The 22,953-nt window shown below is 52.7% G+C and carries 22 protein-coding genes and 1 pseudogene; 9 read left to right on the top strand and 14 right to left on the bottom strand.

Annotated elements, in window-relative coordinates; translation table 11 throughout:
• Window positions 1-51: 51 nt before the first annotated feature.
• From N7922_RS11260 to N7922_RS11250, 3 genes and pseudogenes are all read right to left on the bottom strand, one after another.
• Window positions 52-258 (bottom strand): annotated as a pseudogene (locus tag N7922_RS11260) (DUF3750 domain-containing protein); the annotation flags it as partial.
• Window positions 259-326: 68 nt separating this feature from the next.
• Window positions 327-773, bottom strand: a complete 447-nt coding sequence (locus N7922_RS11255; protein ID WP_263100607.1) for a DUF421 domain-containing protein — start codon at window positions 771-773, stop codon at window positions 327-329.
• A 9-nt stretch (window positions 774-782) separates the two neighbouring features.
• Complete coding sequence (locus tag N7922_RS11250; protein WP_263100606.1) at window positions 783-1,286, bottom strand: hypothetical protein; 504 nt, start codon at window positions 1,284-1,286, stop codon at window positions 783-785.
• Window positions 1,287-1,960: 674 nt separating this feature from the next.
• Here N7922_RS11250 and N7922_RS11245 point away from each other — a divergent pair.
• The 7 genes from N7922_RS11245 (at window position 1,961) to N7922_RS11215 (ending at window position 6,833) form a co-directional block, all read left to right on the top strand.
• The gene (locus N7922_RS11245) at window positions 1,961-2,143 is read left to right on the top strand and encodes a general stress protein (protein ID WP_061496377.1); all 183 of its coding nucleotides are present in this window, start codon (window positions 1,961-1,963) and stop codon (window positions 2,141-2,143) included.
• 104 nt (window positions 2,144-2,247) lie between these two features.
• Entirely contained in the window at window positions 2,248-2,745 is a 498-nt protein-coding gene (locus tag N7922_RS11240; protein WP_263100605.1) for a ferritin-like domain-containing protein, read from the top strand.
• A 71-nt stretch (window positions 2,746-2,816) separates the two neighbouring features.
• A complete protein-coding gene (locus N7922_RS11235) occupies window positions 2,817-3,323 on the top strand; it encodes a ferritin-like domain-containing protein (RefSeq protein ID WP_263100604.1) in 507 nt (168 codons plus the stop codon).
• A gap of 22 nt (window positions 3,324-3,345) precedes the next feature.
• On the top strand, window positions 3,346-4,221 hold the full coding sequence (locus N7922_RS11230; protein WP_263100603.1) for a manganese catalase family protein: 876 nt from the start codon (window positions 3,346-3,348) through the stop codon (window positions 4,219-4,221).
• A 64-nt stretch (window positions 4,222-4,285) separates the two neighbouring features.
• Window positions 4,286-5,686 (top strand): cytochrome ubiquinol oxidase subunit I, encoded by a 1,401-nt coding sequence (locus tag N7922_RS11225; RefSeq protein WP_263100602.1) that lies wholly within the window; start codon window positions 4,286-4,288, stop codon window positions 5,684-5,686.
• The gene (gene cydB / locus N7922_RS11220) at window positions 5,686-6,696 is read left to right on the top strand and encodes a cytochrome d ubiquinol oxidase subunit II (RefSeq protein ID WP_263100601.1); all 1,011 of its coding nucleotides are present in this window, start codon (window positions 5,686-5,688) and stop codon (window positions 6,694-6,696) included. Before N7922_RS11225 ends, cydB begins: the two co-directional genes overlap by 1 nt.
• Complete coding sequence (locus N7922_RS11215) at window positions 6,696-6,833, top strand: DUF2474 family protein (protein WP_134318085.1); 138 nt, start codon at window positions 6,696-6,698, stop codon at window positions 6,831-6,833. The genes cydB and N7922_RS11215 overlap by 1 nt, the downstream gene beginning before the upstream one ends.
• Window positions 6,834-6,839: 6 nt before the next feature.
• Here N7922_RS11215 and N7922_RS11210 read toward each other — a convergent pair whose 3' ends face one another.
• From N7922_RS11210 to N7922_RS11200, 3 genes are all read right to left on the bottom strand, one after another.
• Window positions 6,840-7,346, bottom strand: a complete 507-nt coding sequence (locus N7922_RS11210) for a 2-oxo-tetronate isomerase (protein ID WP_263100600.1) — start codon at window positions 7,344-7,346, stop codon at window positions 6,840-6,842.
• A 55-nt stretch (window positions 7,347-7,401) separates the two neighbouring features.
• Entirely contained in the window at window positions 7,402-8,595 is a 1,194-nt protein-coding gene (locus N7922_RS11205) for a zinc-dependent alcohol dehydrogenase (RefSeq protein ID WP_263100599.1), read from the bottom strand.
• Between the two features lie 138 nt (window positions 8,596-8,733).
• On the bottom strand, window positions 8,734-8,919 hold the full coding sequence (locus N7922_RS11200; RefSeq protein WP_263100598.1) for a hypothetical protein: 186 nt from the start codon (window positions 8,917-8,919) through the stop codon (window positions 8,734-8,736).
• 579 nt (window positions 8,920-9,498) lie between these two features.
• Between N7922_RS11200 and N7922_RS11195 the strand changes: the two genes are divergently transcribed.
• Together N7922_RS11195 and N7922_RS11190 are read left to right on the top strand one after the other, a co-directional pair.
• Window positions 9,499-11,472: a methyl-accepting chemotaxis protein gene (locus N7922_RS11195; protein ID WP_263100597.1), complete on the top strand. Its 1,974-nt coding sequence runs from the start codon at window positions 9,499-9,501 to the stop codon at window positions 11,470-11,472.
• A gap of 336 nt (window positions 11,473-11,808) precedes the next feature.
• Window positions 11,809-13,449, top strand: coding sequence for a methyl-accepting chemotaxis protein (locus N7922_RS11190; RefSeq protein ID WP_263100596.1), 1,641 nt, complete (start codon window positions 11,809-11,811; stop codon window positions 13,447-13,449).
• Window positions 13,450-13,566: 117 nt separating this feature from the next.
• Here the strand turns inward: N7922_RS11190 and N7922_RS11185 are convergent, their stop codons facing one another.
• The 8 genes from N7922_RS11185 to N7922_RS11150 all read right to left on the bottom strand — a co-directional run bounded on the left by N7922_RS11185 (window position 13,567) and on the right by N7922_RS11150 (window position 22,931).
• Window positions 13,567-14,802: an MFS transporter gene (locus N7922_RS11185; RefSeq protein WP_263100595.1), complete on the bottom strand. Its 1,236-nt coding sequence runs from the start codon at window positions 14,800-14,802 to the stop codon at window positions 13,567-13,569.
• Between the two features lie 20 nt (window positions 14,803-14,822).
• Window positions 14,823-16,358: a DHA2 family efflux MFS transporter permease subunit gene (locus N7922_RS11180; RefSeq protein ID WP_263100594.1), complete on the bottom strand. Its 1,536-nt coding sequence runs from the start codon at window positions 16,356-16,358 to the stop codon at window positions 14,823-14,825.
• 10 nt (window positions 16,359-16,368) lie between these two features.
• Complete coding sequence (locus N7922_RS11175; protein WP_263100593.1) at window positions 16,369-17,547, bottom strand: efflux RND transporter periplasmic adaptor subunit; 1,179 nt, start codon at window positions 17,545-17,547, stop codon at window positions 16,369-16,371.
• Window positions 17,548-17,574: 27 nt separating this feature from the next.
• Window positions 17,575-18,030, bottom strand: coding sequence for a MarR family transcriptional regulator (locus N7922_RS11170; RefSeq protein ID WP_263100592.1), 456 nt, complete (start codon window positions 18,028-18,030; stop codon window positions 17,575-17,577).
• An 86-nt stretch (window positions 18,031-18,116) separates the two neighbouring features.
• The gene (locus N7922_RS11165) at window positions 18,117-18,746 is read right to left on the bottom strand and encodes a hypothetical protein (RefSeq protein ID WP_263100591.1); all 630 of its coding nucleotides are present in this window, start codon (window positions 18,744-18,746) and stop codon (window positions 18,117-18,119) included.
• Window positions 18,743-20,416 carry a DUF6138 family protein gene (locus tag N7922_RS11160; RefSeq protein WP_263100590.1) on the bottom strand — a complete coding sequence of 558 codons (1,674 nt, stop codon included), beginning with the start codon at window positions 20,414-20,416 and terminating at the stop codon, window positions 18,743-18,745. Before N7922_RS11160 ends, N7922_RS11165 begins: the two co-directional genes overlap by 4 nt.
• A 155-nt stretch (window positions 20,417-20,571) precedes the next feature.
• Window positions 20,572-21,336 carry a hypothetical protein gene (locus tag N7922_RS11155; RefSeq protein ID WP_263100589.1) on the bottom strand — a complete coding sequence of 255 codons (765 nt, stop codon included), beginning with the start codon at window positions 21,334-21,336 and terminating at the stop codon, window positions 20,572-20,574.
• 98 nt (window positions 21,337-21,434) lie between these two features.
• Window positions 21,435-22,931, bottom strand: a complete 1,497-nt coding sequence (locus N7922_RS11150; RefSeq protein WP_263100588.1) for an AAA family ATPase — start codon at window positions 22,929-22,931, stop codon at window positions 21,435-21,437.
• Window positions 22,932-22,953: the final 22 nt, after the last annotated feature.

Here is a 22,953-nt window from a genome sequence, read left to right as displayed (position 1 = left end):
AGAACGTTAATCAGATTCACGACCCGGTATGCACAGCGACATTGCAAAAAGTCATTTTTCACCGGCGTTGTTCTGCAAATTGTCCCGCCCGATCCCGCCAATAAACGGTAGCCGTAAGCGTAGCGGTGTAAAATCCAGTTCCACATTCAGCCCCAGCACGTTGCGACCGATATAGACAATAAAGCTATTGCTGTTCGGCCCCGGCCAGGCATGGTAGGTCTGCGGCCATGGATAAGTGCGGATGGCCGCTTCAATCTGATATGCAGCGCATCGCTCTCTTCTGACCGGGAAGGAGAAATGGCTACAGTTTACGCATCCCTTTCAACTTACTCTTCGGCAGGGATAATCGAGATATGCCCGCTGCGTTCCAGAATCGCATATTTTATTTTACCTAACTCGGTGATCCCCTGACTCTGGCGCGCGGCGACCAAAATATCATCGCAGGAGACATCCACCTTTTGCAGTTTGTCCGTCAGCGGAATGCCGTTTTCCACCAGAATGACCGGCATGCCGTCCATTACCTCCTCCGCGCCGGAGATATATTTTTTCATCAATCCAAACAGAATATCGGCCGTCACCAGCGTAATGATCGTCAGCATGGCGCCAGTAACAGAAAAGTCATTCCCCAATAATGCCTGCTGCGTCGCCTCACTGATAATCAATAATAATATCAAATCGAAACTGGTCATCTGTAACAGCGCACGACGACCCGCCACTTTAAAAACCAGCAGCAAAATAAGATAAATAGCCAGCGCTCTCAGTACCATCTCCATATTCTTCTCCTAAGGAAAAATAAACTGCCAGAAACGGGCTTCAGGCTCATCATTGACCTTTACCATGTTGACGGCTCTGCCCGGCATGGAGGGGGTTACGTACACCCGGACACTGAAATCACGCTTGTCGGCAATATTGTGATAGACAAGATAAAGCGTCTGCCCCTGACTGAACATGCGATCCGGTTGCGGCCACACGCTACCCGGCTGGAAACGTTCACTGAACGCGCCGCCGATGCTGAAGACATAATTATCGGCGGCCAGCGATTGCGGGGAAATTTTCACTCTGAACTCATTTTGCAGGCGGCCAAAGCGTTCATATTCCACTTTTAACGAGTGCGTGGGATTCATTGTCGTTGCCGAACTCATATAGCCGCCGGAAAAAAGCCCCATCAACGCAGCCACAATAATGCTCAACAACAGAACAAACCCAACCCGTCGAAACGCCGATTCAACATTAAGCGCCCGTGCATTTTCTTTCACACCGGGAAGCCGCTCATTATTGCACCCCATCTGTCACCTCACCGTTTCGCTGATTACCTGTCTGCTGATGATTCGCCGAAACAGGACCTTATCCTGCTGACCGGATAAAGGAATAGTAAGCCGCTTGCGATTATCAAGTGACTGCGGATAACGGACGCAAAGAGAATTCTCCTTAGGCGTTTTCTTATCTAACAAGTGGTTACGATTTGCCGTTTCGCTAAAAATCAGGAATATTCTGAATGCATTACCGCAAATTATTAGCAGACTAACTAGCGTAACGAGTGTGCATTTGCATGCCCTCAGGTGCAGACCGGATTTCCTGTTCCTGAGGGTTTTTCTTTGTCAGATTTATCTTAAATACATTAAATAAAATTATATTTTCTCTTCCACAAATTTAGCCACACGACAAACACCGTGTGTCGCCGTTGCGTTTCAACCTGCTTGCCGCACAGAAATTTCCTAATACTTCCCTGCCACAACACCCAAAAAAATCCTTTAACACCTTTATTTTAAAAGGCCTATTTTCATCACCTCAAAAACATTCAATCACCCACAACAAATAAGTCATCAATAATTCATACACCTTACAATTCTGCGCTCCGCTTTGACATATTCCCCTCCCCGACTAGAGTTAGATACCGACACCGACGACATTATTTACTGAAAATATGTCGTTATTTAAACAACGAAACTGGAGAAATAACATGGCTGAACATCGCGGCGGTTCTGGTAATTTCGCAGAAGATCGTGAAAAAGCATCCGAAGCAGGACGTAAAGGTGGTCAACATAGCGGCGGTAATTTTAAAAATGACCCGGAACGTGCTTCTGAAGCCGGTAAAAAAGGCGGTCAACAGAGCCATGGCGGCGGCCGCAAATCGGGTGAATAAGTTTTAATTACCCGTCCGCTTTACACAACGTTTAATTTTACTCAATGACAGCGAGTCGTTTCCCGGCTCGCTATTACCCCCTGTTTAACCAGAGGTGAAAATTTATGCAGGTCAATTCGCTAACTGATTTTTTCATTCACTCTTTGTCTGATATTTACAATGCAGAAAAACAGCTTACTCGCGCATTAACGAAATTATCGCGGGAAGCGTCAAATAGCAAACTATCAGAGGCATTTAAAAAACATTATGAAGAAACACAAGGGCAAATCGAACGTATCGATCAGCTTGTTGAATCCGAGCCTTCGATTAAGCTTAAGCGTATGAAATGCCACGCAATGGAAGGACTGATTGACGAAGCCAACGAAGTTATCGAAGCCACGGAAAAAGGCAGCGTGCGCGATGCGGCACTGATCGCAGCCGCGCAAAAAGTGGAACATTATGAAATCGCCTCGTACGGTACGCTGTGCACTCTCGCCAGCCAGTTGGGCCTGAAAAATGCACAAAAATTGCTCTCCGCCACGTTAGACGAAGAAAAAACCACCGATGGTTTGCTCACCCAAATAGCCACATCGAGCATTAATCAAAAAGCGGAAGTTGAATAACCTCTTCATTAATAGCTATGCGACGACATTAATCTTCTCTGCTAAGCACATTAATTATTGAGGAATGTATCATGACGCCACAAGAAAATTATCATGACTGGCTACGCGATGCGCACGCTATGGAAAAACAGGCAGAATCTATGCTTAATGCCATGAGTAACCGTATCGATAATTACCCCGATTTGCGTGCGCGCATTGCGCAACATCTGACTGAAACTCAGACGCAAATTAAATTACTGGAAGAAGTCATTGATCGTAACGGTATTAGTCGCTCGTTATTAAAAGATGCCACCAGTAAAATGGCGGCAATGGGGCAAGCCGTTGGCGGAATGTTTGCCTCCGACGAAATTGTCAAAGGTTCTATCAGTAGTTATGTATTCGAACAATTTGAAATTGCCTCTTATACCTCGTTAATTGCTGCTGCGCAAAAGGTTGGCGATACCGCCAGTGTAGAAATATTTGAGCAAATCCTGGCGCAAGAAGAAGCGATGGCAGATTGGGCACTGACACATTTGCCTGTTGTCACTGAACAATTTTTACTTCGTGATGCAGCAGACGGCGTCGAAGCGAAGAAATAACCACCACGCAACCGGAGGTTTTATGTTTCGACACGTAAAACAATTACAGTATACCGTCCGGGTCAGCGCGCCCAATCCGGGACTGGCTAACCTTTTGCTTGAACAATTCGGCGGCCCCCAAGGTGAACTCGCTGCCGCTTGTCGTTACTTTACCCAGGGATTGGGTGATGAAGATGCCGGGCGCAAGGAGATGCTCATGGACATTGCCACCGAAGAACTGAGCCATCTGGAAATTATTGGCTCGCTGGTCGGTATGCTCAATAAAGGGGCAAAAGGCCAGTTAGCGGAAGGGACGGAAAATGAAGCCGAGCTTTACCGTTCGTTAACGGAGAATGGTAACGACAGCCATATCACCTCGTTACTGTACGGCGGTGGCCCCGCGCTGACCAATTCCGCGGGGGTGCCCTGGACGGCAGCCTATATTGATACCATTGGCGAAGTAACGGCGGATCTGCGCTCTAATATTGCCGCAGAGGCCCGGGCCAAAATCATCTATGAGCGCCTGATCAATGTCACCGACGATCCCGGTGTCAAAGACGCGTTGGGTTTCTTAATGACGCGCGAAGCAGCGCATCAGCTGTCATTTGAGAAAGCGCTCTATTCCATTCGCAATAATTTCCCGCCAGGCAAGTTGCCACCTGTCGAACAGTACACTCATGTCTATTACAACATGTCGGAGGGGGATGATCCGCGCGGCAGTTGGAACAGCGATGAACACTTCGAGTACGTTGCTAATCCGCAACCTGCGGTCGACGGCGGTGATGGTCTGGCAACGGTGACGCTCAGTAAGGAGCAGGAAGCGCTGGTGAAAGCAATGGCTAAACGCACCCAATCCGATCCTGCTGTCGACCCGCTAACCGGTGCAGAACTGGGTAGCGGCGAGCCTCGAGAGGAATAACCATCCGTATTGCTTACGCGACACCCCCCTTAAACAAGGGGTGTTTTTTTAGAAGGTGGCCCACATGTTTGCATGGGATGCGTTTCATCTGGCAAGACTACAGTTCGCCTTTACCGTCTCGTTTCATATCATTTTCCCGGCCATCACCATCGGCCTTGCCAGCTATCTTGTGGTTCTGGAAGGACTCTGGTTAAAAACACGAAATAGCGACTGGCGTGCGCTCTACCATTTCTGGTTAAAAATATTTGCCGTTAATTTCGGTATGGGCGTGGTGTCAGGTCTGGTGATGGCCTACCAGTTCGGCACCAACTGGAGCGGATTTTCACAGTTTGCCGGAAGTATTACCGGCCCGTTGTTGACCTACGAAGTGCTGACCGCCTTCTTCCTCGAAGCCGGTTTTCTCGGCGTGATGCTGTTCGGCTGGAATAAGGTAGGTCCAGGCCTGCATTTTTTCGCCACCTGCATGGTGGCAATCGGCACGTTGATGTCCACCTTCTGGATCCTGGCATCCAACAGTTGGATGCACACACCGCAAGGCTTCACCATTGAAAACGGTCAGGTTGTGCCAACCGACTGGCTGGCGGTCATTTTTAATCCCTCTTTTCCGTATCGCCTGCTGCATATGACCATTGCGGCGTTTCTCAGTAGCGCGCTGCTGGTCGGCGCTTCTGCGGCCTGGCATCTGTTGCGCGGCAGGGACGCTTCCGCCATACGCAAAATGCTGTCAATGGCGATGTGGATGGTGCTGATTGTCGCGCCCTTGCAGGCCTTTGTTGGCGATATGCATGGTCTGAATACCCTTAAACATCAGCCCGCGAAAATCGCCGCCATTGAAGGACATTGGGAGAATCCGCCAGGTGAAGCCACACCGCTGATCCTGTTCGGCCTGCCTGATATGGAACAGGAGCGCACCCGCTATGCGGTGGAAATCCCGGCGCTCGGCAGCCTGATTCTCACCCACTCATTAAATGAGCAGGTTCCGGCACTGAAATCCTTCCCCAAAGCGGAACGGCCCAATTCCACCCTCGTTTTCTGGTCATTCAGGCTGATGGTGGGCATGGGCGTACTGATGATTGTTCTGGGTCTCGCGGCATTATGGTTGCGATACCGGCGTCGTTTATTCCACGCCCGGCCTTTTCTTCATTTTGCGCTGTGGATGGGGCCAGCCGGTCTGGTGGCGATCCTCGCCGGGTGGGTGACCACTGAAGTGGGGAGGCAACCCTGGGTAGTGTATGGACTGCTGCGCACCGCAGACGCCGTGTCTGCGCACAGCACGCTGCAAATGAGCCTGAGTCTGCTGCTGTTTATTGTGGTCTACAGCTCTGTATTCGGCGTGGGTTACAGCTATATGCTGCGGCTGATCAAAAAAGGGCCGCATCCGATCGACGAGCCCCCGGAAGATGGCAGACCGGCGCGCCCGTTGTCTGCCACCGGGGAACGGTTACAGGGCGAGGAGAATCACTAATGGGTATCGACTTATCACTGATCTGGTTTGTCATTATCGTTTTCGCCACGCTGATGTACATCGTAATGGACGGTTTCGATCTGGGGATTGGCATTCTTTTCCCTGCGATTCAGGATCCGCTTGAGCGCGACATCATGGTGAACAGCGTCGCTCCGGTATGGGATGGCAACGAAACCTGGCTGGTCCTGGGCGGCGCCGGACTCTTTGGCGCATTTCCCCTCGCCTATGCGGTGATTGCCGATGCCCTGGCGATTCCTCTCACGCTGATGTTGATCGGGCTGATTTTTCGCGGCGTTGCGTTTGAGTTCCGCTTTAAAGCAACGCACGCTCACAAATCGTTTTGGGACCAGTCTTTCTTCGCGGGCTCCCTGCTCGCCACTTTTGCACAAGGGATCGTTGTCGGCGCGGTGATCAACGGTTTCCCTGTCAGCGAGCGCACCTTCAGCGGCGGTGCTTTGGACTGGCTTACGCCGTTTAATCTGTTTTGCGGCATCGGGCTGGTTGTCGCCTACGCCATGCTCGGCTCCACCTGGCTGGTCATGAAGAGTGTGGGGAATTTGCAGTATACGATGCGCACAGCTGCCAGGACGCTGCTGCTCGCCTTATTGCTGGCCATCGCCGTTATCAGTATCTGGACTCCGTTGGCACACCACACCATTGCCCTGCGCTGGTTCAGCCTGCCCAATCTGTGGTTTTTTGCCCCCGTTCCGTTACTGGTTGTGATACTGAGCCTCTGCCTCTGGCGAATGCTGCAACAGCCCCACTACCACATGTTGCCTTTTATCCTCACGCTTGGGCTCATCTTTCTCGGTTTCAGCGGCCTCGGCATCAGTATATGGCCGAATATTATTCCGCCGGATATTTCACTGTGGCAAGCCGCTGCTCCGGCGCAAAGTCAGGGGTTTATGCTGGTAGGTGCACTGCTGATCATTCCACTGATCCTGGTATATACCTCATGGAGTTATTATGTGTTTCGCGGGAAAATTCATCCCGGGGAGGGATATCACTGATGTTAAATAAACCTCAGGCCACCGCCAGGAAAGTGATGTGGTTTATTTTTTTGTGGTTCAGTAGCGTGCTGGCACTCTTTATTGCCAGCACATTGATTAAACTTCTGATGTCATTCGCCGGTCTTCGTACTGGCTAAAAAAGGTTATTCCCTGGCTTCACCGTACCCGGCTAATAACATGATTAATGTTCCCATGGCATAACTTGTCGCTTGCTTAATAATCGCTTCACTGTCGCCGTCAAAAAGCTTCACTTTCGTCGAAAGCGTATTGTCGGGAAGCTGCCATGCAAACCAGATGGTACCCACTGGCGTGCCATCTTCTCCCCCCTCCGGCCCGGCATAACCACTTACCGCCAGGCTGACATGCGCCCCCGAACGTTGCTGTGCACCTGCGGCCATCTCTTTTACCGCCTGTTCACTCACCGCCGTGTGCGTTGCTATCGTCCCGGCGTTGACCTCAAGCAATCGAATTTTCGCCTCGTCGGTATAGGTGATAAACCCGCAACCGTAGAACGCCGGAGTATTTTCTGCCGCGCACAACGCAGAGGCTATCAGTCCGCCGGTACACGACTCCGCAGTCGCCAGTTGCAACTTTTTTTCCTGTAACAATCGCCCCAGTTCATTGGCGATAGATAGAGACGGTGTCGTCATCACTTCCTCCCTCTGTGTAAATGGCGGTGCTGACTTCCACCGCCGTGAAGCCAACTTACAGTGTCGCCTTTGCGGCGCTCATGCCTGGCACCAGGATCACCTTGCGGCACTCTTCCTGGCGTTTTTCGAAGATTTCATAGCCACGCGCCGCCTCTTCCAGCGGCATATGGTGTGTGACGATCTCTTCCGGCGTCAGATGCCCTTGCTCAATCAGATTAAGCAGATCCGGTAAGTAAGCGTGAACATGCGTCTGGCCCATTTTAAAGGTGAGGCCTTTATCAAAGGCGTCGCCGAACAGGAAGCCATGAATAAACCCGGCATACACACCAGGCACGCTGACAATTCCACCGCGGCGCACAGCGGCAATACACTGTCTGAGCGCTTTCCCGCTGCTGCCTTCGATTTTCAAGGTGCTTAGCACCGTTTCGGTCAGGCTCCCTTTCGCTTCGAAGCCAACGGCATCAATCACCGCGTCCACGCCCCGATTGCCCGGCGTCTGCTCAATTATCCAGGCGGCAGGATCGTCGTTTTTATCAAAGTTAATGGGAATTGCGCCGTAGCGTTGCTGTGCGAACGCCAGCCGGTAATCATTATGATCAATGATAAAAATCCGTTCTGCGCCATTCAGTCGCGCGCATGCCGCCGTCAGCAGTCCCACCGGCCCTGCACCGTAAATCGCAACGCTTGAGCCCTGTTTCACCTCAGCATTTTTGACCGCCTGCCAGGCCGTAGGGAGGATATCGGAGAGAAATAAGACTTTCTCATCCGGCAAGGTATCCGGCACTTTAAATGGCCCGGTATTAGCTTTTGGCACCCGCACATATTCGGCCTGCCCGCCGGGTATCCCGCCATACATATCGCTGTAGCCAAAGAGGGCAGCAGGCGGCGTAATGGTTTTGCGGTTCAGCGTCGCACCTTTGCCACTATTGGTCTTTTCGCACGCAGCATATTGTTGCAGACGGCAGAAAAAGCAGTCTCCACAAGCGATAACAAATGGGATAACCACGCGATCGCCTTTGCTGACGGCTTTCACTTCGGGGCCTGCCTCAACGACCTCCCCCATAAATTCATGCCCGAAAATATCTCCATGATGCGTGCCGGGTATTTTGCCGCGATAAAGGTGCAAATCGGAACCGCAGATCGCGGTTGCCGTCACGCGCAGGATAATATCGTCCGGCGCAGCTAAGTCCGGATCGGGCATGTTTTCGACTTTCACACGATGCGGACCATGCCAGGTAAGTGCTCTCATTGCGTGTTCTCCCGTAAATAACAAGCCAATATTGACTGACGAAGCCGTAATAAAAATGAGCGCGCATAAACACAAAAATAATCATTTATGCACTCACTACCTTTTGCTGAATGATAAAAACATTGACGTACTGACTATTTAAAAATCGCCATGCAAATCATCAACACCATATAAAGAATAGAGCAAAAACAAGATAACAACAGAAACGAATACGCTTAGAACAATAATATGAAGACAGCAAGCGCAACGGCGTAAAAATAAATCATCACCTGATAAAACAGAAAATTCTCGCTCGCTTTCTTTCTTATTATCGGGAATATCCACGAAGGGTTGTTAACGAACAGAACCAGCGGCGTTTCTTTTTTCCCGTCACTGTCGACTCACATTCATCAGTGGCAATATTCACGTTATCAATGCTCAGAAAGCGAACAAGACATTCGTCGCTGCCATAGCACGTCGATGAAAAGAGCATCGCTATCCTGACGCAGGATGGCCCTGAAAAACGCTTGCGTGCTAAAACAGCGACTTAATCAACTGCATAAAAAAATATTACCAACGGAACAGAAATCAACGCCCTAATAGTTAAGGAATATATCCTGTAATTTATAACCCCCAATGATTGAGAATGTTCTTATGAGCAAGATCACATTATTGACAGCACATTTGCCATCACCAAACAAATAATGATGATCCGGCCAATACAGCGACGTTATTTGTGAATAACCTATTAAAGTTATGTAAGCGGCGGGCGATAACATTGCAGAATGAATAACAAAAAAGATCGCACACTCACAATTAACTCTACTAAGCGCTATCGCAAGGATTAGCTGTTTAGCCCCATAAATTCACCAGGATGTCCGCCCTACAATTTGTTGATTAACCCAATAAAAACAAAGGTGAAATATGTCTGTACTCGCGGCGATAAAAAAAATTACTGGCGCCTCACTGCTTCGCGGTCGTCACCATCCCGCCAATGGTACTTATGATTGTCAGAATCTGCCCGCGTCATTATCAGCAGCGGGGTTAAGCAACAGCGCAGCGGGCATTTTGATGACCTTTGTGCCGCCCAATGCCGACTACTCACGTGTCAGCCAGGCCTGGCAGCGCTTCTCCTCTTCACATTTGACGGTCGTGACGCTCTCTTCCAGCGGTGCACTGAGCAGCAGTTGCCGGGAGACCACCTATTGCGATGGCGCAGGGCAACAAGGCAGCTGGTTGATGCTGCCCAACAATCTGATCGCTGAACACGAAGTACATATCGTTGATCTGCATGTCAAAAATACCCATACCGCGACCGATCGCATTAAAGCCATTACGCAAGAGCTGGACCGACTGAAAGTCAAAATGCCGCTCTCTTCCGACCGCACGTTTGCCATGATCTATTGCGATGGCTTGTCTGCATCGGAAGGTTTCCTGATGCAAGCCTGGTATAACAGCGGCCGTTTTCCGTGCCTGGCCATTGGCGGCTCGGCGGGCGGTAAACTGGCGTTTGACGGCACCTGGATAAGCGTGGGCGGTAAGGTGCTGCAAGGCAAAGCGGTGATCATTTTTTGTCAAATGGCGGCCGGTAAATCGTTCGCCCCCTTCAAAAGTCAGAACTTTAAGCCACTGAAGAAAAGCTGGCTTATCGCGCAGGCCGATCCGGTGGCGCGCACGGTCACGTCAGTCTTTGATGAACAGGGCCAGCAGCAATATTTCACGACCGCGCTGGCGGAACATCTGCGTTGCGATGAGCAACACCTGACGGAGAGACTGAAGGGATTAACGTTTGGCGTCAAAGTCGGTGATGAGTATTTTATTCGCTCGGTGGCCAAAATTGATGACGATGGTGTTCACTTTTTCTGTGATCTGGAGTTTGGCGACCGCCTGCATCTGCTGGAAGAGACCGACTTTAAGCAAGCCACCCTGCACGACTGGAAGAACTTTATTGCCCCGCTGGGCAAACCTGCGGCAATCCTGATGAACGACTGTATCTTGCGCCGCCTCGGCAGCGAGTCGCAGTTGCATAACGCCCATTTTTTTAAAGGCTTACCGGCGGCGGGGTTTTCCAGTTTTGGCGAGATTCTCGGCGTACCAATTAACCAGACCTTATCGGCGCTGGTGTTTTTTAATCACAACGTCAAAGCCATGACCCACTTCCCGGTGGAATACGCCAGCTATGCCGGGCATTACGCCCAGCGCGCGCTACGCCGCTGGGAGGCGCTCAATGATTTTCAGACCGGGGTGATTAATCGCGTTGTCGCCTACCAGCAAAAGCTGGCGCCGCTGATGGCGGCACTGCCCATGCTGGAAGCGGCAACACAAACCCAGAATGAAACGCTGGGCATAGCCGAAAACAGTATTCGCTCCATCAGTGATATCGCCATGCAGAGCCAGCAAGCACAGAACCGATTAGTCGAAGGGCTGGATGACCTGGAAAAAATTTCCGCTGGCATTAATGAAATTACCAGCGGTATCAGCAATATTGCCTTCCAGACCAACCTGCTGTCGCTGAATGCGGCAGTAGAAGCGGCGCGTGCCGGTGAAGCCGGGCGGGGTTTTGCGGTTGTGGCAACCGAAGTCAGACGACTCGCGCACTCCTCTAAAGAACAGGCGGATGCGACGGCAGAAAATATTAACCAGGCGGTAAGCACCATTTCGCGTATTCGCGCCGTCGCCAACAACACGGTGGAAACCGCCAGTAATATGGCGCAGCACTCTATTACCGCCGCTGACACCATTGCCGCGATGAGTAATAAAACGACCCATGAGCGTGAGAATATAGCCAAACATCTGAGCAGCCTGCATGCATTAACCTCCGGAATGGATGCCATGCAGGAAGCCGTTGCACAGCTTACGGTATTACAAAAACTTTCGACGCGTCATGAGCATCATTAATGTAATAACGCCCGTTAGTTATTTGATATCCCTTTGTCGGTGTGCCGGTAAAGGGATATCAATCGAAATAAAAGCAATCGTGGAGATAAAAAGATAAAGCGTAGCAGAGTAATTAATTTACCTTGTAGATTCAATACCTTAATATTTCTTAAGCTTCTTTTTTTGTGAGAACCTCCACAATATTATTTTAAAATAAGCAGTAAATATAAGGTATATTCTCAAAACAGCCTCGTTGTGATGCCAGACAGATATGGCAATGTGTTTGTGGAAGGACTCCCGCCTGACCTTTTTTCAATAAAAATTGAATGATAGCACCAACAAATACCGGGAGTATTTATGAACATTACCAAACGCTTATTACTGACCTTTTCGCTTTTAATTATCAGCCTAATTGTTACCAACGTCATAGCCATGATGTCATTGTCAAAAATCGGCAGTGAAACAGAATATTTCCAGGCCAATATATTGCCCAGTCTGGATGCAATGAATAAAGAAATGTTTAAAGTCACCGCTGTCCGTTCGCAGCTCTATTTGCATGGCCTGGCTGAAAGCGATACAGAGATGAGCGCAATTAAGCAAGAAGCCATAAAAGTCTATGACGAACTTTCCGCTATGCATCAGCATTACCTCAGTGATCTGGTTTCCGATCAACACGACCTGGAATTATCAAAGAAAACGCAGGCTGATTTAGAAAGTTTCCGTGGCGTGATGGATCAGTATTTTAAAATTTCCGAGACAAACGATCGTAACGCCATTGCTGCCACCATGCGTTCCGGGGGATTGGTGGCCAGTAAAATCAGCCAACTGGCAAAAGATTTTACCGACCAGATCGCCTACAACGCCCAGTTGGTCGAGCAGTCAAACCAGGCTAACAAAGCGTTAATTCAACATTCAATGGTCCTCTCTGCCGGGGCAACGCTGGTCGCCACGCTGGTGCTCGGTATCTTTGGTTTGCTGACCGTGCTTAATATCCGCAACCGTCTTAACGCGATGAAAGACGGCATGGTCCACATCAGCGAGAACCTGAATCTTGAGAAAAACCTGGACGCCGGTCGTCAGGATGAAATCGGCATGGCCATCTCCGCCTTTAACGCCCTGCTTAACCGCATGTCGGAAGCGCTGGTAATGGTACGTTCCGCGTCGCATTCGGTCAGTACAGCGGCAAATCAGATTGCCGTCGGCAATAACGAATTAGCTGCCCGTACTGAACAGCAGTCCGCGGCCGTGGTGGAAACCGCCGCCAGTATGGAAGAGTTAAGCTCCACCGTGAAACAGAACGCGCAGAACGCCCAACAGGCAAGTCTGCTGGCGATAGCCGCATCCGACAGCGCAAGCACGGGTGGCAGCGTGGTCAGTACAGCGGTGGCGCGGATGAAAGATATCAGCGACAGTTCACACCGTATTGCTGATATTACCTCAGTGATTAACGGCATTGCGTTCCAGACCAATATCCTGGCGCTTAACGCCGCCGTAGAAGCGGCCCGCGCCGGTGACCAGGGGCGCGGATTTGCAGTGGTGGCAGGTGAAGTTCGCTCCCTTGCCCAGCGTAGTGCCCAGGCAGCAAAAGAGATTGAAACCCTGATCCACGAATCCGTGGCACAGGTAGCGGAAGGCACCCGCCAGGTGGATCTCGCCGGGGAAACCATGAGCGGCATTGTCCACTCGGTGACTCAGGTGAAGGATCTGATGCAGGAAATTGCTGCCGCATCGGACGAACAAAACCGTGGCATCTCGCAGATTGCCCAGGCGATGAGCGAAATGGACACCACCACGCAGCAGAACGCCGCGCTGGTTCAGGAGTCCACCGCTGCCGCAAGCAGCCTGGAAGATCAGGCGACAAAACTGCAGGAGATGGTCAATGTCTTCCGCCTGCCGGGGGGGCAAAGCAAACCCGCTCCACGCAGCGCCGGGAACCGGACATCACGCCTGGCTGCCGCGACCGCCTCCTCGGGAGACGCAGGCTGGGAAACCTTCTGATGATGTATATTGCTTCGCGCGCCGGCCTGCCGCTCCCACTCTCCCGGTAGGGTTGCAGGCTTCTTCACTGCCACTGATTTCACGTGGCAGTGCTTTTTGCTTTTTGCGTTTGACACCCTACCCTGCACTGCTCTCCAGCCGTTGACGATGGCGCAAACCGGGGAACCACTTCATCCATAACGCCACCACAATCAACGTACCGATGCCGCCAATCGCAGCGGCCGGCACCGCCCCAAGCCAGGCAGCCAGCATCCCGGACTCAAATTCGCCAAGCTGATTGGAGGTATTAATAAAGATCGAGTTCACCGCATTCACGCGACCGCGCATGTCATCAGGGGTATCCAGTTGCACCAGTGAACCGCGGATCACCATGCTGACCATATCAAAACCGCCCAGCGCAAACAGCGCCAGCAGGGAGAGCCACATCCAGCTTGAGAAGGCGAAGACCAGTGTGGCGACGCCGAAACCGGCGACGCTGAAAAACATGATCATCCCGACGCGGCGATTCAGCGCACGATGGCTTAACCAGAAGCCCACCAGCAGAGCGCCTACCGCTGGCGCACTGCGCAACAACCCTAAGCCAATCGGCCCGGTATGCAGTACATCGTGAGCAAAAATCGGCAGCAACGCCGTCGCACCGCCAAGCAGTACCGCAAACAGATCGAGGGAGATAACCCCCAGCACATCCGGGCGGTTACGAATAAAGTGCACGCCCGCAAACAGCGATGACAGCGTCGCCGGGGTGCGTTTCGGCTGCGCCTGTTCATAACGCAGTGTGATCACCAATAGCAGCGACACCAGATACAGCCCGGCGGTGGTGATGTAGACCACATCCGCGCCTGCAGCATACAAAAACCCGCCGAGCGCCGGGCCGACAATCTGCGCCGCCTGGCCGGAGACCGCGTTTGCCGCCGTCGCGCGGGGTAAAATCGCCGTCGGCACCAGCGCAGGCAGCATGGAGACCATGGCCGGGGATTCAAGGGTTTTCGCGCAAGAAATCACAAAAATCAGCAGCAAAATCACGCCGACGCTGGCATCGCCTTTCCACGTCAGCCACGCCAGCAGCACAATCGCCACCCATTCGCAGATCTGTCCGAGCAACACCACCCGCCGCCGGTCGAACTGATCGGCGATATGCCCGGCGGGCAACGCCAGCGTCACCGAGGGAAAGAACTGCACCAGACCAATCATGCCCAGCCAGAACGCACTGTGCGTCTGGGAGTAAATCTGCCAGCCGACGATGATTGATAACATCTGGAAACCAAAACTGGGGCTGGTTCGCGCCAGCCAGAACGCCACAAACGAACGGTGCTGCAATAAACGCCCATCACGACCAGGTAACACGGGTGCCATAACGTTTCTCATCTTTATCATTAATGCCCGGCCGATGGCGCGCCCGGCACACCGGAACGCACAAACGGAGGACGTGCAAACCAAATCACCACCATCAATGCCATAAAGCCCCAGCCTAACAGCCAGAAATAGTCGATGGTCGACATCATATACGCTTGCTGCTCAATGGTTTTATCCACCGCCGCCAGGTGCTGCTGCGTTACACCACCCATTTTATGCAGATAGTCCATGGCCGCAGGGTTGTAGACCGACACGCTCTCCGTGAGTGACGCATGATGATAAACCTCGCGCCGCGACCAGATCCAGGTGGTCAGTGAAGAGGCAAACGAACCGCCCAGCACGCGGAAGAAGGTCGCCAGACCGGACCCTTCCGCCACTTCCTGGCCGTGCAGGTTCGACAGCACAATGGTGGTGATCGGCATAAAGAAAAACGCCACGCCGATCCCCATAAACATCTGCACTTCCGCCACAGTGCGGAAATCGACGCTGGTATTAAACTGTGCGCGGATCAGGCAAGAAGCCCCCATGGTCAGAAACGACAGCGTGGCGAGAATGCGCAAATCCACCTTGTTGGCATAGCGGCCGATAAACGGCGTCAGCAGTAGCGGCAGAAAACCCATCGGCGCGGCAGCAAGCCCGGCCCAGATGGCGGTATAGCCCATTTGCGTTTGCAGCCACTGCGGCAAAATGATGTTAATGGCGAAAAAGGCGGCATAGCCCAGCGTCAGTGTCAGCGTACCGATGGCAAAGTTACGATCCTTAAACAGCCGCAGGTTGACAATCGGATGGCGTTCCCCCAGTTCCCAAATCACGAACGACACCAGCGCAATCGCCGAGAGCACCGACATGACGATGATTTCCGGCGCGGCGAACCAGTCCAGATCGTTACCCTTATCCAGCACCACCTGCAACAACCCGACACCCAGCACCAGCAACGCAATACCGACATAATCGATGGGCGATGACACGGTGGTCTCTTCGCGGGCACGCAGTTGCGTCCACACCACCACGGCGGCAAAAATGCCAATTGGCACGTTGATATAAAAAATCCATGGCCAGGAGTAGTTATCAGTGATCCAGCCGCCGGTAATCGGCCCGACAATCGGCGCAACCACCGTCACCATCGACAGCAACGCCAGCGCCATACTGCGTTTACTGGTGGGGAAAATCACCAACAGCAGCGTCTGACACATCGGGAACATCGGCCCGGCGAAAAAGCCCTGCAACGCACGGAAAATGATCAGCTCGGTCATGCTGTGGGCGAAACCGCACAGAAACGAGGTCAGCGTAAACAGTGCCACCGATCCGACAAATAACCTGAGCTGACCAAAGCGACGGGTAAACCACCCGGTCAGCGGCAGTGCAATTGCGTTGCACACCGCAAACGAGGTAATAACCCACGTACCCTGATCGGAGCTGACGCCAAGGTTACCGGCGATAGTCGGCAGCGCGACGTTGGCAATGGTGGTGTCCAGCACCTGCATAAAGGTCGCCAGCGACAACGCGATAGTCGCCAGCAGCAGGCTGGGTGGCGTAAATGCCGACTTATCTTGCATAACGTCTCTCTTAGCGGGCGTTGGACGCTACCGCCTGGTTGTTGTCATGAAGAATTTTCGCCACCAGTTGATCGGCCTGGTCCAGCGCGTTCTGGTAAACGTCTGTGGTAAAGCGCGGTGCAGCCACGGTCTGCTGAGGTAACAGATGACCCTCGGTATTACGGATATCGACGCGCACAAACATCGACAACCCGACGCGCAACGGATGCTTCTCCATATCGTGCGGATCGAGCGTGATGCGCACCGGCAAACGCTGAATGATTTTGATCCAGTTACCGCTGGCATTCTGCGCGGGCAGCAGAGAGAACGCGCTACCGGTGCCGATGCCCAGGCTTTCAATGGTGCCCTGGTACTCGACATCTTCGCCGTAGAGATCCGCCGTCAGCGTCACTTTTTGCCCCAGACGCATGGTGTTCATCTGGCTCTCTTTGAAGTTGGCGTCAACCCACACCTGATCCAGCGGAACAATCGACATCAGGGTGGTGCCGGAGTCGACCCGCATGCCAAGCTGCACGGCGCGTTTGGCAACAAAGCCGCTAACGGGCGCAACAATGGTGCTGCGCGCATTATCGAGAAAACGCTGACGCAGCGTGGCAACGGCGCTTTTGATTTCCGGATGGCTGTCGATAACCGTGTCATCCACCATCGCCAGATTCGTGCTTAACGCCTGTTGCACGGCGGCAAGGTCGCTTTTGGCGCTGGTGACCGCATCGCGATAATGCGCCAGATCTTCCGGGGCGATGGCGCCGCTGGCGGCAATCTTCTGGCGGCGCGTATAGTCATTTTGCGCCGTTTGCAACGCCACTTTTTTCGCCTCGACCTGCGCACGGTAATTATCGACGGTGCTGTATAAACCGCGCACCTGACGCACGGTGCTGGCCAGGTTGGCTTCCGCTTGTTGCAGTGCGATTTGCGTGTCGCTGGGATCCAGCCGCACCAGCGGTTGGCCTTTTTGCACATAGTCACCTTCGTCAACGGCAACCTGAGTGACCGTACCGGAGATTTGCGGCGTCAGTGTCACCAGGTTGGCGTTCACGTACGCATCATCGGTGGTTTCATAATAACGGGCATACAGGAAATACCAGGCACAGCAGCCTGCGGCGATCAGCAGCAGCACAATGAACAGAATGGCGAAGTTGCGTTTACGTTTACCCGGCGCGCGTTCCGGTTGGGCAGAAGGAGTTTGCATCTTTATCGTAACCTTATTCAGGACAGCTTAGCGATGGGGGCGGGTGGCCTCATCCGGCAGCATTTTGATCAGCAGCGCAACGAGCTGTTGCGCTTCGTCTGGCGTCAGGCGTTCTGTCAGCGTTCCGAGAATGGTGGCCAGCGCCTCATTCTGGAAACGGTCGCAAATCGCCCGCCCTTTGTCGGTCAGTCCAAGAATGACCTGGCGCTTATCGTCCTGATTGGTGTTACGCACAATTAACTCACGCTTCACCATGCGCTCAAGCATGCGGCTCATGGCACCCGCGTCCATCAGCAGGTTTTTGCTGACTTCCACCGGGCTGTTGAACCCTTTATAGATGCTGATCAGTACCTTGAACTGCGCCGCAGTGATGTCGGTCGCGGAGAAATAGTGGCTGATCAACTGGTCTTTGAACTGGTTTGCAAGGTGGATCAGCAAACCAAGATGAAGCCGGGGGGTGGGAATATCAGTAGGGTTTGTCATGATATTTGCCTGGTCAATAATTACAAATGAAATTACTGACCAGGCAGCCAACTGTCAATGGAGTGTCAAGAAGACCGCACGTTTTGTCAGTTTTGCCGTTCCGTTGTGCCACCATGCCAACGGCAATGACCCCATTTCACGCGGCCATTCTCGATGATTCTGCCGCCGCCTGGCGGGTAGCCCGGGGGTTCAATGGTGACATTGCGCATCGCGGGGTAAATATCAAAACGCTGGAAGATATCCTGTAGTGCCTGATGATGCGGGTTCAGATCGGGCAGCGCATACCAGACCAGTTCACCCAGTGACTTTTCAATCCAGTTCTCGACCCGCTCTTCGGCGGTAACCGGGTTCATAAAGGTCGGGCTCTCCGCCATCGTCTGCAAGCGGGCGTAATCTGCTACGCTCCAGCAGCAAAACTCCAACGCCTCCCCGGCATAGTAGAGATCATCTAAAAATGCTTTCTGCCCGTCGCTTAACGTCGCTTCTTCCGCATCGCTCAACTGCGCATACAGAAAGCGGGTGGCCAGCATCGGTAAATGGTGCACCACCAGCCCCGGATGCTCACCGCTGCCGCCGCCAAGCACCAAATTCTCCGGCGTGGCGCTGAAATCGTAGGCCCCCCATCCTTCCCCGTCGATCTTCTCCAGTGGATGGTAAATGGGCAGATACCCTAACTGACCAATCAGTTCATGATCGTAACCGTCGATATAACTCATACATTGCCGTCCTTGTCCGCCGCACGCAGCAGCGCCTGGTAGAGACTTTGTTTATCGCCGTCGGCTTTTGCCGCCAGTTTCACGACCTTATCCCGTTTCCCCCACACCAGCGTCAGAATATGTTCGACGCTGTGAGGCGGTAACCGTGCCAGCTGTGCTGCCAGCAGGCGCAGGAGGGATTCATCATTCAGCTGCGACTGGAGCTTGATCTTCAGCGCCCCGGTGGCGCGGCATAAACAGCAAACCAGCACCGGCAGCGTCTGTTCATTCAGCCGGTAATGCGCGATAAAAGCGCTGATAAACGCATCCTGTACCGACTGGTGTTCATCATCCACCTGCGACATGTAGTCGCAGAGCAGCGGGAAATAACGCTCACTGGTCAGTGCCAGCCCAAAGACGGCATAGCTGCCGGGCATGCAGTTTTTTTCCGCTTCCGCATCGGCATACCATTCATACTGATGGATAGCCACACGCACATACCGCTCCAGCAACCCATGCAGTTCCGGGTAGCCCAGCGCATTCGCAAAAAAACGGTGCGTATCGGAGCGCGCGAGGCCTTTAACCGGCAGAAAGGCTTTCACTGTCGACTTCAGTGTGATGTGGTAATGACGCGGGAACCCCTGCTCCAGTAACCGCACAATAAAGTCGAGAGCCTGCTGATACGCCGCACAGGACTCCTCGCGCATATGCAGCGTCATGTGCGCCAGTACATCATTGGCGCAGCCATGCATCTGCGGACTCCGGTGTTCACAGTCCGCCAGCGTCCCGCTGCCTTCCCGCAGATAGCGCCCAGCTTTTTCACTGCCCAACTGCTGCGCCAGGGCCAGATACTGCAAGCCGGTCGGTTTACTGTAGCTCGGTTCAAAACGCAGGATCAGCACTGCCACATACAGCAACAGATCGAGCGGTTGCGCGCCATCCTCGCTATCAACGAGTAACGTCGCTTGCGGCTTCAGGTGATAGTGGCGCTCGCCCCAGCCCGATTTTTCCACCGTAAAGTAACGGGGTAAAAAGTGCTGTTCGATCCATTCACTCAACTGGAAGACCATCCAGTGGCGATGTTCCGCCAGTGCCGGATGGCTGCGGTTTAACTGCTCAATGCGCGCGCAGCCGCGCAGCAGCCCGGCAATATCCGGCTGCGGGTACAAATCCGCGTTGAGCGCATTACTGCAATAAAACAGCGTCGAGTTGGTATCCGTCGGGGCATCGCCCTCTTCCAGTACCTGGCGTTGCCAGGTCTCCATCGCGCAGCGAAGCTGGTCGATTTTCGCTGTATTAACCACATCCAGCAGGGTGACGGCCAGCAGGCCATCGCAGGTGGCGAAACGCGCGTCAACGCGAAAGCGGTAGTAATTAAACGCGGCGTGCAGTCGTTGTTCGATAAGCGAGGTGATGGCCGGGATCCAGACCCTGTTCACCTCTTCTGCGGTTAAGGCACCCAGCCAGTCGTCCGAATCAGCATCGTTTTCCCGAAACCGTTCGGCATCACTCTCCAGCGTGATGCGCTGCGCGTCGCAATTAACGGTCAGCGCATAATCCGCCGCCCGCAAGGGGTTATCTTCAGTGGGGAATGCAACCTGAGACGGCGCATGTCGGGCGGTGGTTTCATCAAACCAGCGGTTAACCACAGCCAGCGCGCGTTCAACGGGAAACGGGGTAACGACAGCCATCACATCATCCTTTGTTGTGGTGAACTGTTTTTATAACCTGATGATTTTGAAGACACAAGTGCGGAATTTAGTGGGACGTAAAGCGCCGGCGCTGCCATCTTCAGCCAGCTACGCGGGGCCAGCCCTGACGCGTCAGCGCGGAGCCCCGCATGCCATCACGGGAATGTGATCATGGCGATATTATTGAACCCGCCGCTATAGAAGGCGGGGCAATTTTTCAGTGTTTCATAGAATACGGTTTCCCAACTATTGGGATTGGATTTGCGATACGAACGCCACTGACGCGCCAAATATTTCTGCACGCCCGCCGCACCTTTTCTGCGGTAAACCCTCTGCAACGCATCCTTGATATCCGAAAATGCCTGCCCGGCATAGCTGGCATACAGATCGCCCAGTGCCAGTTCGTTAAAGTGATAACGCATTCTGTCCCGCAATGCGTAAGTGTTCGGCACATTGCCATTCACGTAATAGTGCAGCGCCGGAGAAGGATCGTCCCGGTATTCCGCCGACAGCCATAAAATCCCTCTCAGTTTGTCGAAAAAGGGATGGTACGTTTGCTCCGCTTTGCGGGGATTCACTTTGTCGGTTTTGGCTTTATTACACTCCATGCAGGCCGGATACAGGTTCACGCGCAGCAACGTATATTGCGGGTAGTGCGCCTGCGGCAGATAGTGATCGAGCGTACTGACTTTGCGCAAACTGCACAGCGGGCAGGTGCGGTTAATCGCCGTCTTCATAATGTTGTCGTACATATCGCGCCCGCTCGTACTCTTCACCAACCGGTTTTTATAGAGACTTTCCATCTCCTCTTTGCTCATCTGGTGTAAAAACGCTTTCTTCAGTACCGGCAGCGTATTGAGCGACGCGGTCGCGCCTTTAATGCGATAAATTTCGTCAAAAAACCAAACGCTGTCTCTCACATCAGAATTCGCTAACAATGTGGCGAATTTCGTGCCGGGCACTAAGCAGGAAAAAATGTCAAAAGGGTGTTCGGTCGGTAACGGTAGCTCGTACATACTCAGATATCCCCTTCATCGTCGCTTAATGCGCTGAGGATGGCTAACGCCTCACTTCCTAATTCCTCGCCGAACTGCCGATAAATGTCGTCGAAATAGCGATACTTATCCACCATCTGCTGGATAAGGTTGACGTACCCGGTGCGGGACAATTCCAGGTTAAAGGCCGAGCGGGTCAGCACAGAGACGTTTTCACCGAAGGTTTCTCGCTCGGGGCGCTCAGACGTTACAGTGTCACCGTCACGATAGAGTACCGTCACGCAGCGTTTCGGCGTTTCCTGCAATACCACCGGCGAATGGGTGGCGATAATCGCCGCGCCGTTGCACTCGGCAAGCAGCGTCGATAACAGACGAATTAACGCAGACAACAGCGGCGGGTGAAGATGTGTTTCGGGTTCATCAATCAGTAATAAGGTCTTTTCTTCAATGACTTCGATAATTTTCGCAACACTGAGAACCACAATCTTATGCCCGGAACTCAGCCCATTAAAGGCTGCGTAAAGCCGCTGCCTGTCATCACACTGCTCCAGCAACTCCGGCAGCGCCAGTGCGGCTAAGATCGGGTCGTAGCGAAAATGTTCGACGCAGTTGAGAAACAGTGTTTTTTTCGGTTCATAGCGACAGGCTTGCAAACTCTGGTAAAACTCGTTGAAAAAATCATCCATGGTTTTGCCGATGGTCAACGTTTCACCGTCGAGTTCGATACTTTTCTTCGAACCGATATAGGAGTAGGTCACCTGATTCTGGCTGCGTCTCTCGATGGATTGCGGATTGAATTTCTCAAACGCACCAAACGACATGGCAATGACGTTGGCAAAAATGCTGCCATCGTTAATGTAAATATTAGCGTCATCGCTGGCGGAACGACCGACAACAATATCGGCGATCTCATTTAATATCGTCGACTTACCCACGCCGTTGCTGCCAATCAGCACGTGGATATTGGTTGGCGGTACCGACTCGGGATAAACATCAAAATCAATATGCAGCGGTTGATACTGCTTTTGGTAGGTAAAGTGGAACTCGGTCAGCGCCGCGCGCCCCTGCAAAATATTGCGAAATTGCCCCTCAATGGTCGTTGTGGAGACATAACGCTGTAAGGAATCCCGCATCGCCTGGTCATCCTGATGTCGCAGGTACAGTTGCCGATCCCAGACCACATCATTCAGTTTTGTCAGGATATCGCGCGCGGTTTCAGGCCCCAGATCGCGAACGCGTTGATAATATTCCCCCGACTGCCCTAATGCGTAATAGCCTTGCGGCAGAGCAGGTAACACCGCGTCTAATATCGGTCGGCGATCATCAAGCCGCTCCAGCGGGCAACCGATTTTGATATAACCCAGATCTTCGCGGTTACCAAAGCGGGTGTAATAGATAACGTAATATTTGTTACGGAAAGTGCCCCAGTCATCCCAACTGTCGGGAAGCAAATAGAGGGTATTTGCGCTATCAGCGGGAATCTCGTTAATTCTGTTTACGATACGGATTGTGTGCAGCATGGTTCCTCCATCGGAGACCCAA

This window comes from Kosakonia sp. ML.JS2a (assembly GCF_025642095.1).
GTDB lineage: Bacteria > Pseudomonadota > Gammaproteobacteria > Enterobacterales > Enterobacteriaceae.
Note: the sequence above shows the minus strand (reverse complement) of the source record. Positions and strands in the feature narration are given on the sequence as shown.

What these genes read in the sequence shown, in the direction of transcription:
- N7922_RS11210 (WP_263100600.1), bottom strand. Translation starts at nt 7,346, where the DNA reads ATGACGACACCGTCTCTATCTATCGCCAATGAACTGGGGCGATTGTTA.
- N7922_RS11240 (WP_263100605.1), top strand. Translation starts at nt 2,248, where the DNA reads ATGCAGGTCAATTCGCTAACTGATTTTTTCATTCACTCTTTGTCTGAT.
- N7922_RS11235 (WP_263100604.1), top strand. Translation starts at nt 2,817, where the DNA reads ATGACGCCACAAGAAAATTATCATGACTGGCTACGCGATGCGCACGCT.
- N7922_RS11230 (WP_263100603.1), top strand. Translation starts at nt 3,346, where the DNA reads ATGTTTCGACACGTAAAACAATTACAGTATACCGTCCGGGTCAGCGCG.
- cydB (WP_263100601.1), top strand. Translation starts at nt 5,686, where the DNA reads ATGGGTATCGACTTATCACTGATCTGGTTTGTCATTATCGTTTTCGCC.
- N7922_RS11190 (WP_263100596.1), top strand. Translation starts at nt 11,809, where the DNA reads ATGAACATTACCAAACGCTTATTACTGACCTTTTCGCTTTTAATTATC.
- N7922_RS11165 (WP_263100591.1), bottom strand. Translation starts at nt 18,746, where the DNA reads ATGAGTTATATCGACGGTTACGATCATGAACTGATTGGTCAGTTAGGG.
- N7922_RS11255 (WP_263100607.1), bottom strand. Translation starts at nt 773, where the DNA reads ATGGAGATGGTACTGAGAGCGCTGGCTATTTATCTTATTTTGCTGCTG.
- N7922_RS11185 (WP_263100595.1), bottom strand. Translation starts at nt 14,802, where the DNA reads ATGGCACCCGTGTTACCTGGTCGTGATGGGCGTTTATTGCAGCACCGT.
- N7922_RS11195 (WP_263100597.1), top strand. Translation starts at nt 9,499, where the DNA reads ATGTCTGTACTCGCGGCGATAAAAAAAATTACTGGCGCCTCACTGCTT.
- N7922_RS11170 (WP_263100592.1), bottom strand. Translation starts at nt 18,030, where the DNA reads ATGACAAACCCTACTGATATTCCCACCCCCCGGCTTCATCTTGGTTTG.
- N7922_RS11180 (WP_263100594.1), bottom strand. Translation starts at nt 16,358, where the DNA reads ATGCAAGATAAGTCGGCATTTACGCCACCCAGCCTGCTGCTGGCGACT.
- N7922_RS11205 (WP_263100599.1), bottom strand. Translation starts at nt 8,595, where the DNA reads ATGAGAGCACTTACCTGGCATGGTCCGCATCGTGTGAAAGTCGAAAAC.
- N7922_RS11250 (WP_263100606.1), bottom strand. Translation starts at nt 1,286, where the DNA reads ATGGGGTGCAATAATGAGCGGCTTCCCGGTGTGAAAGAAAATGCACGG.
- N7922_RS11215 (WP_134318085.1), top strand. Translation starts at nt 6,696, where the DNA reads ATGTTAAATAAACCTCAGGCCACCGCCAGGAAAGTGATGTGGTTTATT.
- N7922_RS11175 (WP_263100593.1), bottom strand. Translation starts at nt 17,547, where the DNA reads ATGCAAACTCCTTCTGCCCAACCGGAACGCGCGCCGGGTAAACGTAAA.
- N7922_RS11150 (WP_263100588.1), bottom strand. Translation starts at nt 22,931, where the DNA reads ATGCTGCACACAATCCGTATCGTAAACAGAATTAACGAGATTCCCGCT.
- N7922_RS11225 (WP_263100602.1), top strand. Translation starts at nt 4,286, where the DNA reads ATGTTTGCATGGGATGCGTTTCATCTGGCAAGACTACAGTTCGCCTTT.
- N7922_RS11245 (WP_061496377.1), top strand. Translation starts at nt 1,961, where the DNA reads ATGGCTGAACATCGCGGCGGTTCTGGTAATTTCGCAGAAGATCGTGAA.
- N7922_RS11160 (WP_263100590.1), bottom strand. Translation starts at nt 20,416, where the DNA reads ATGGCTGTCGTTACCCCGTTTCCCGTTGAACGCGCGCTGGCTGTGGTT.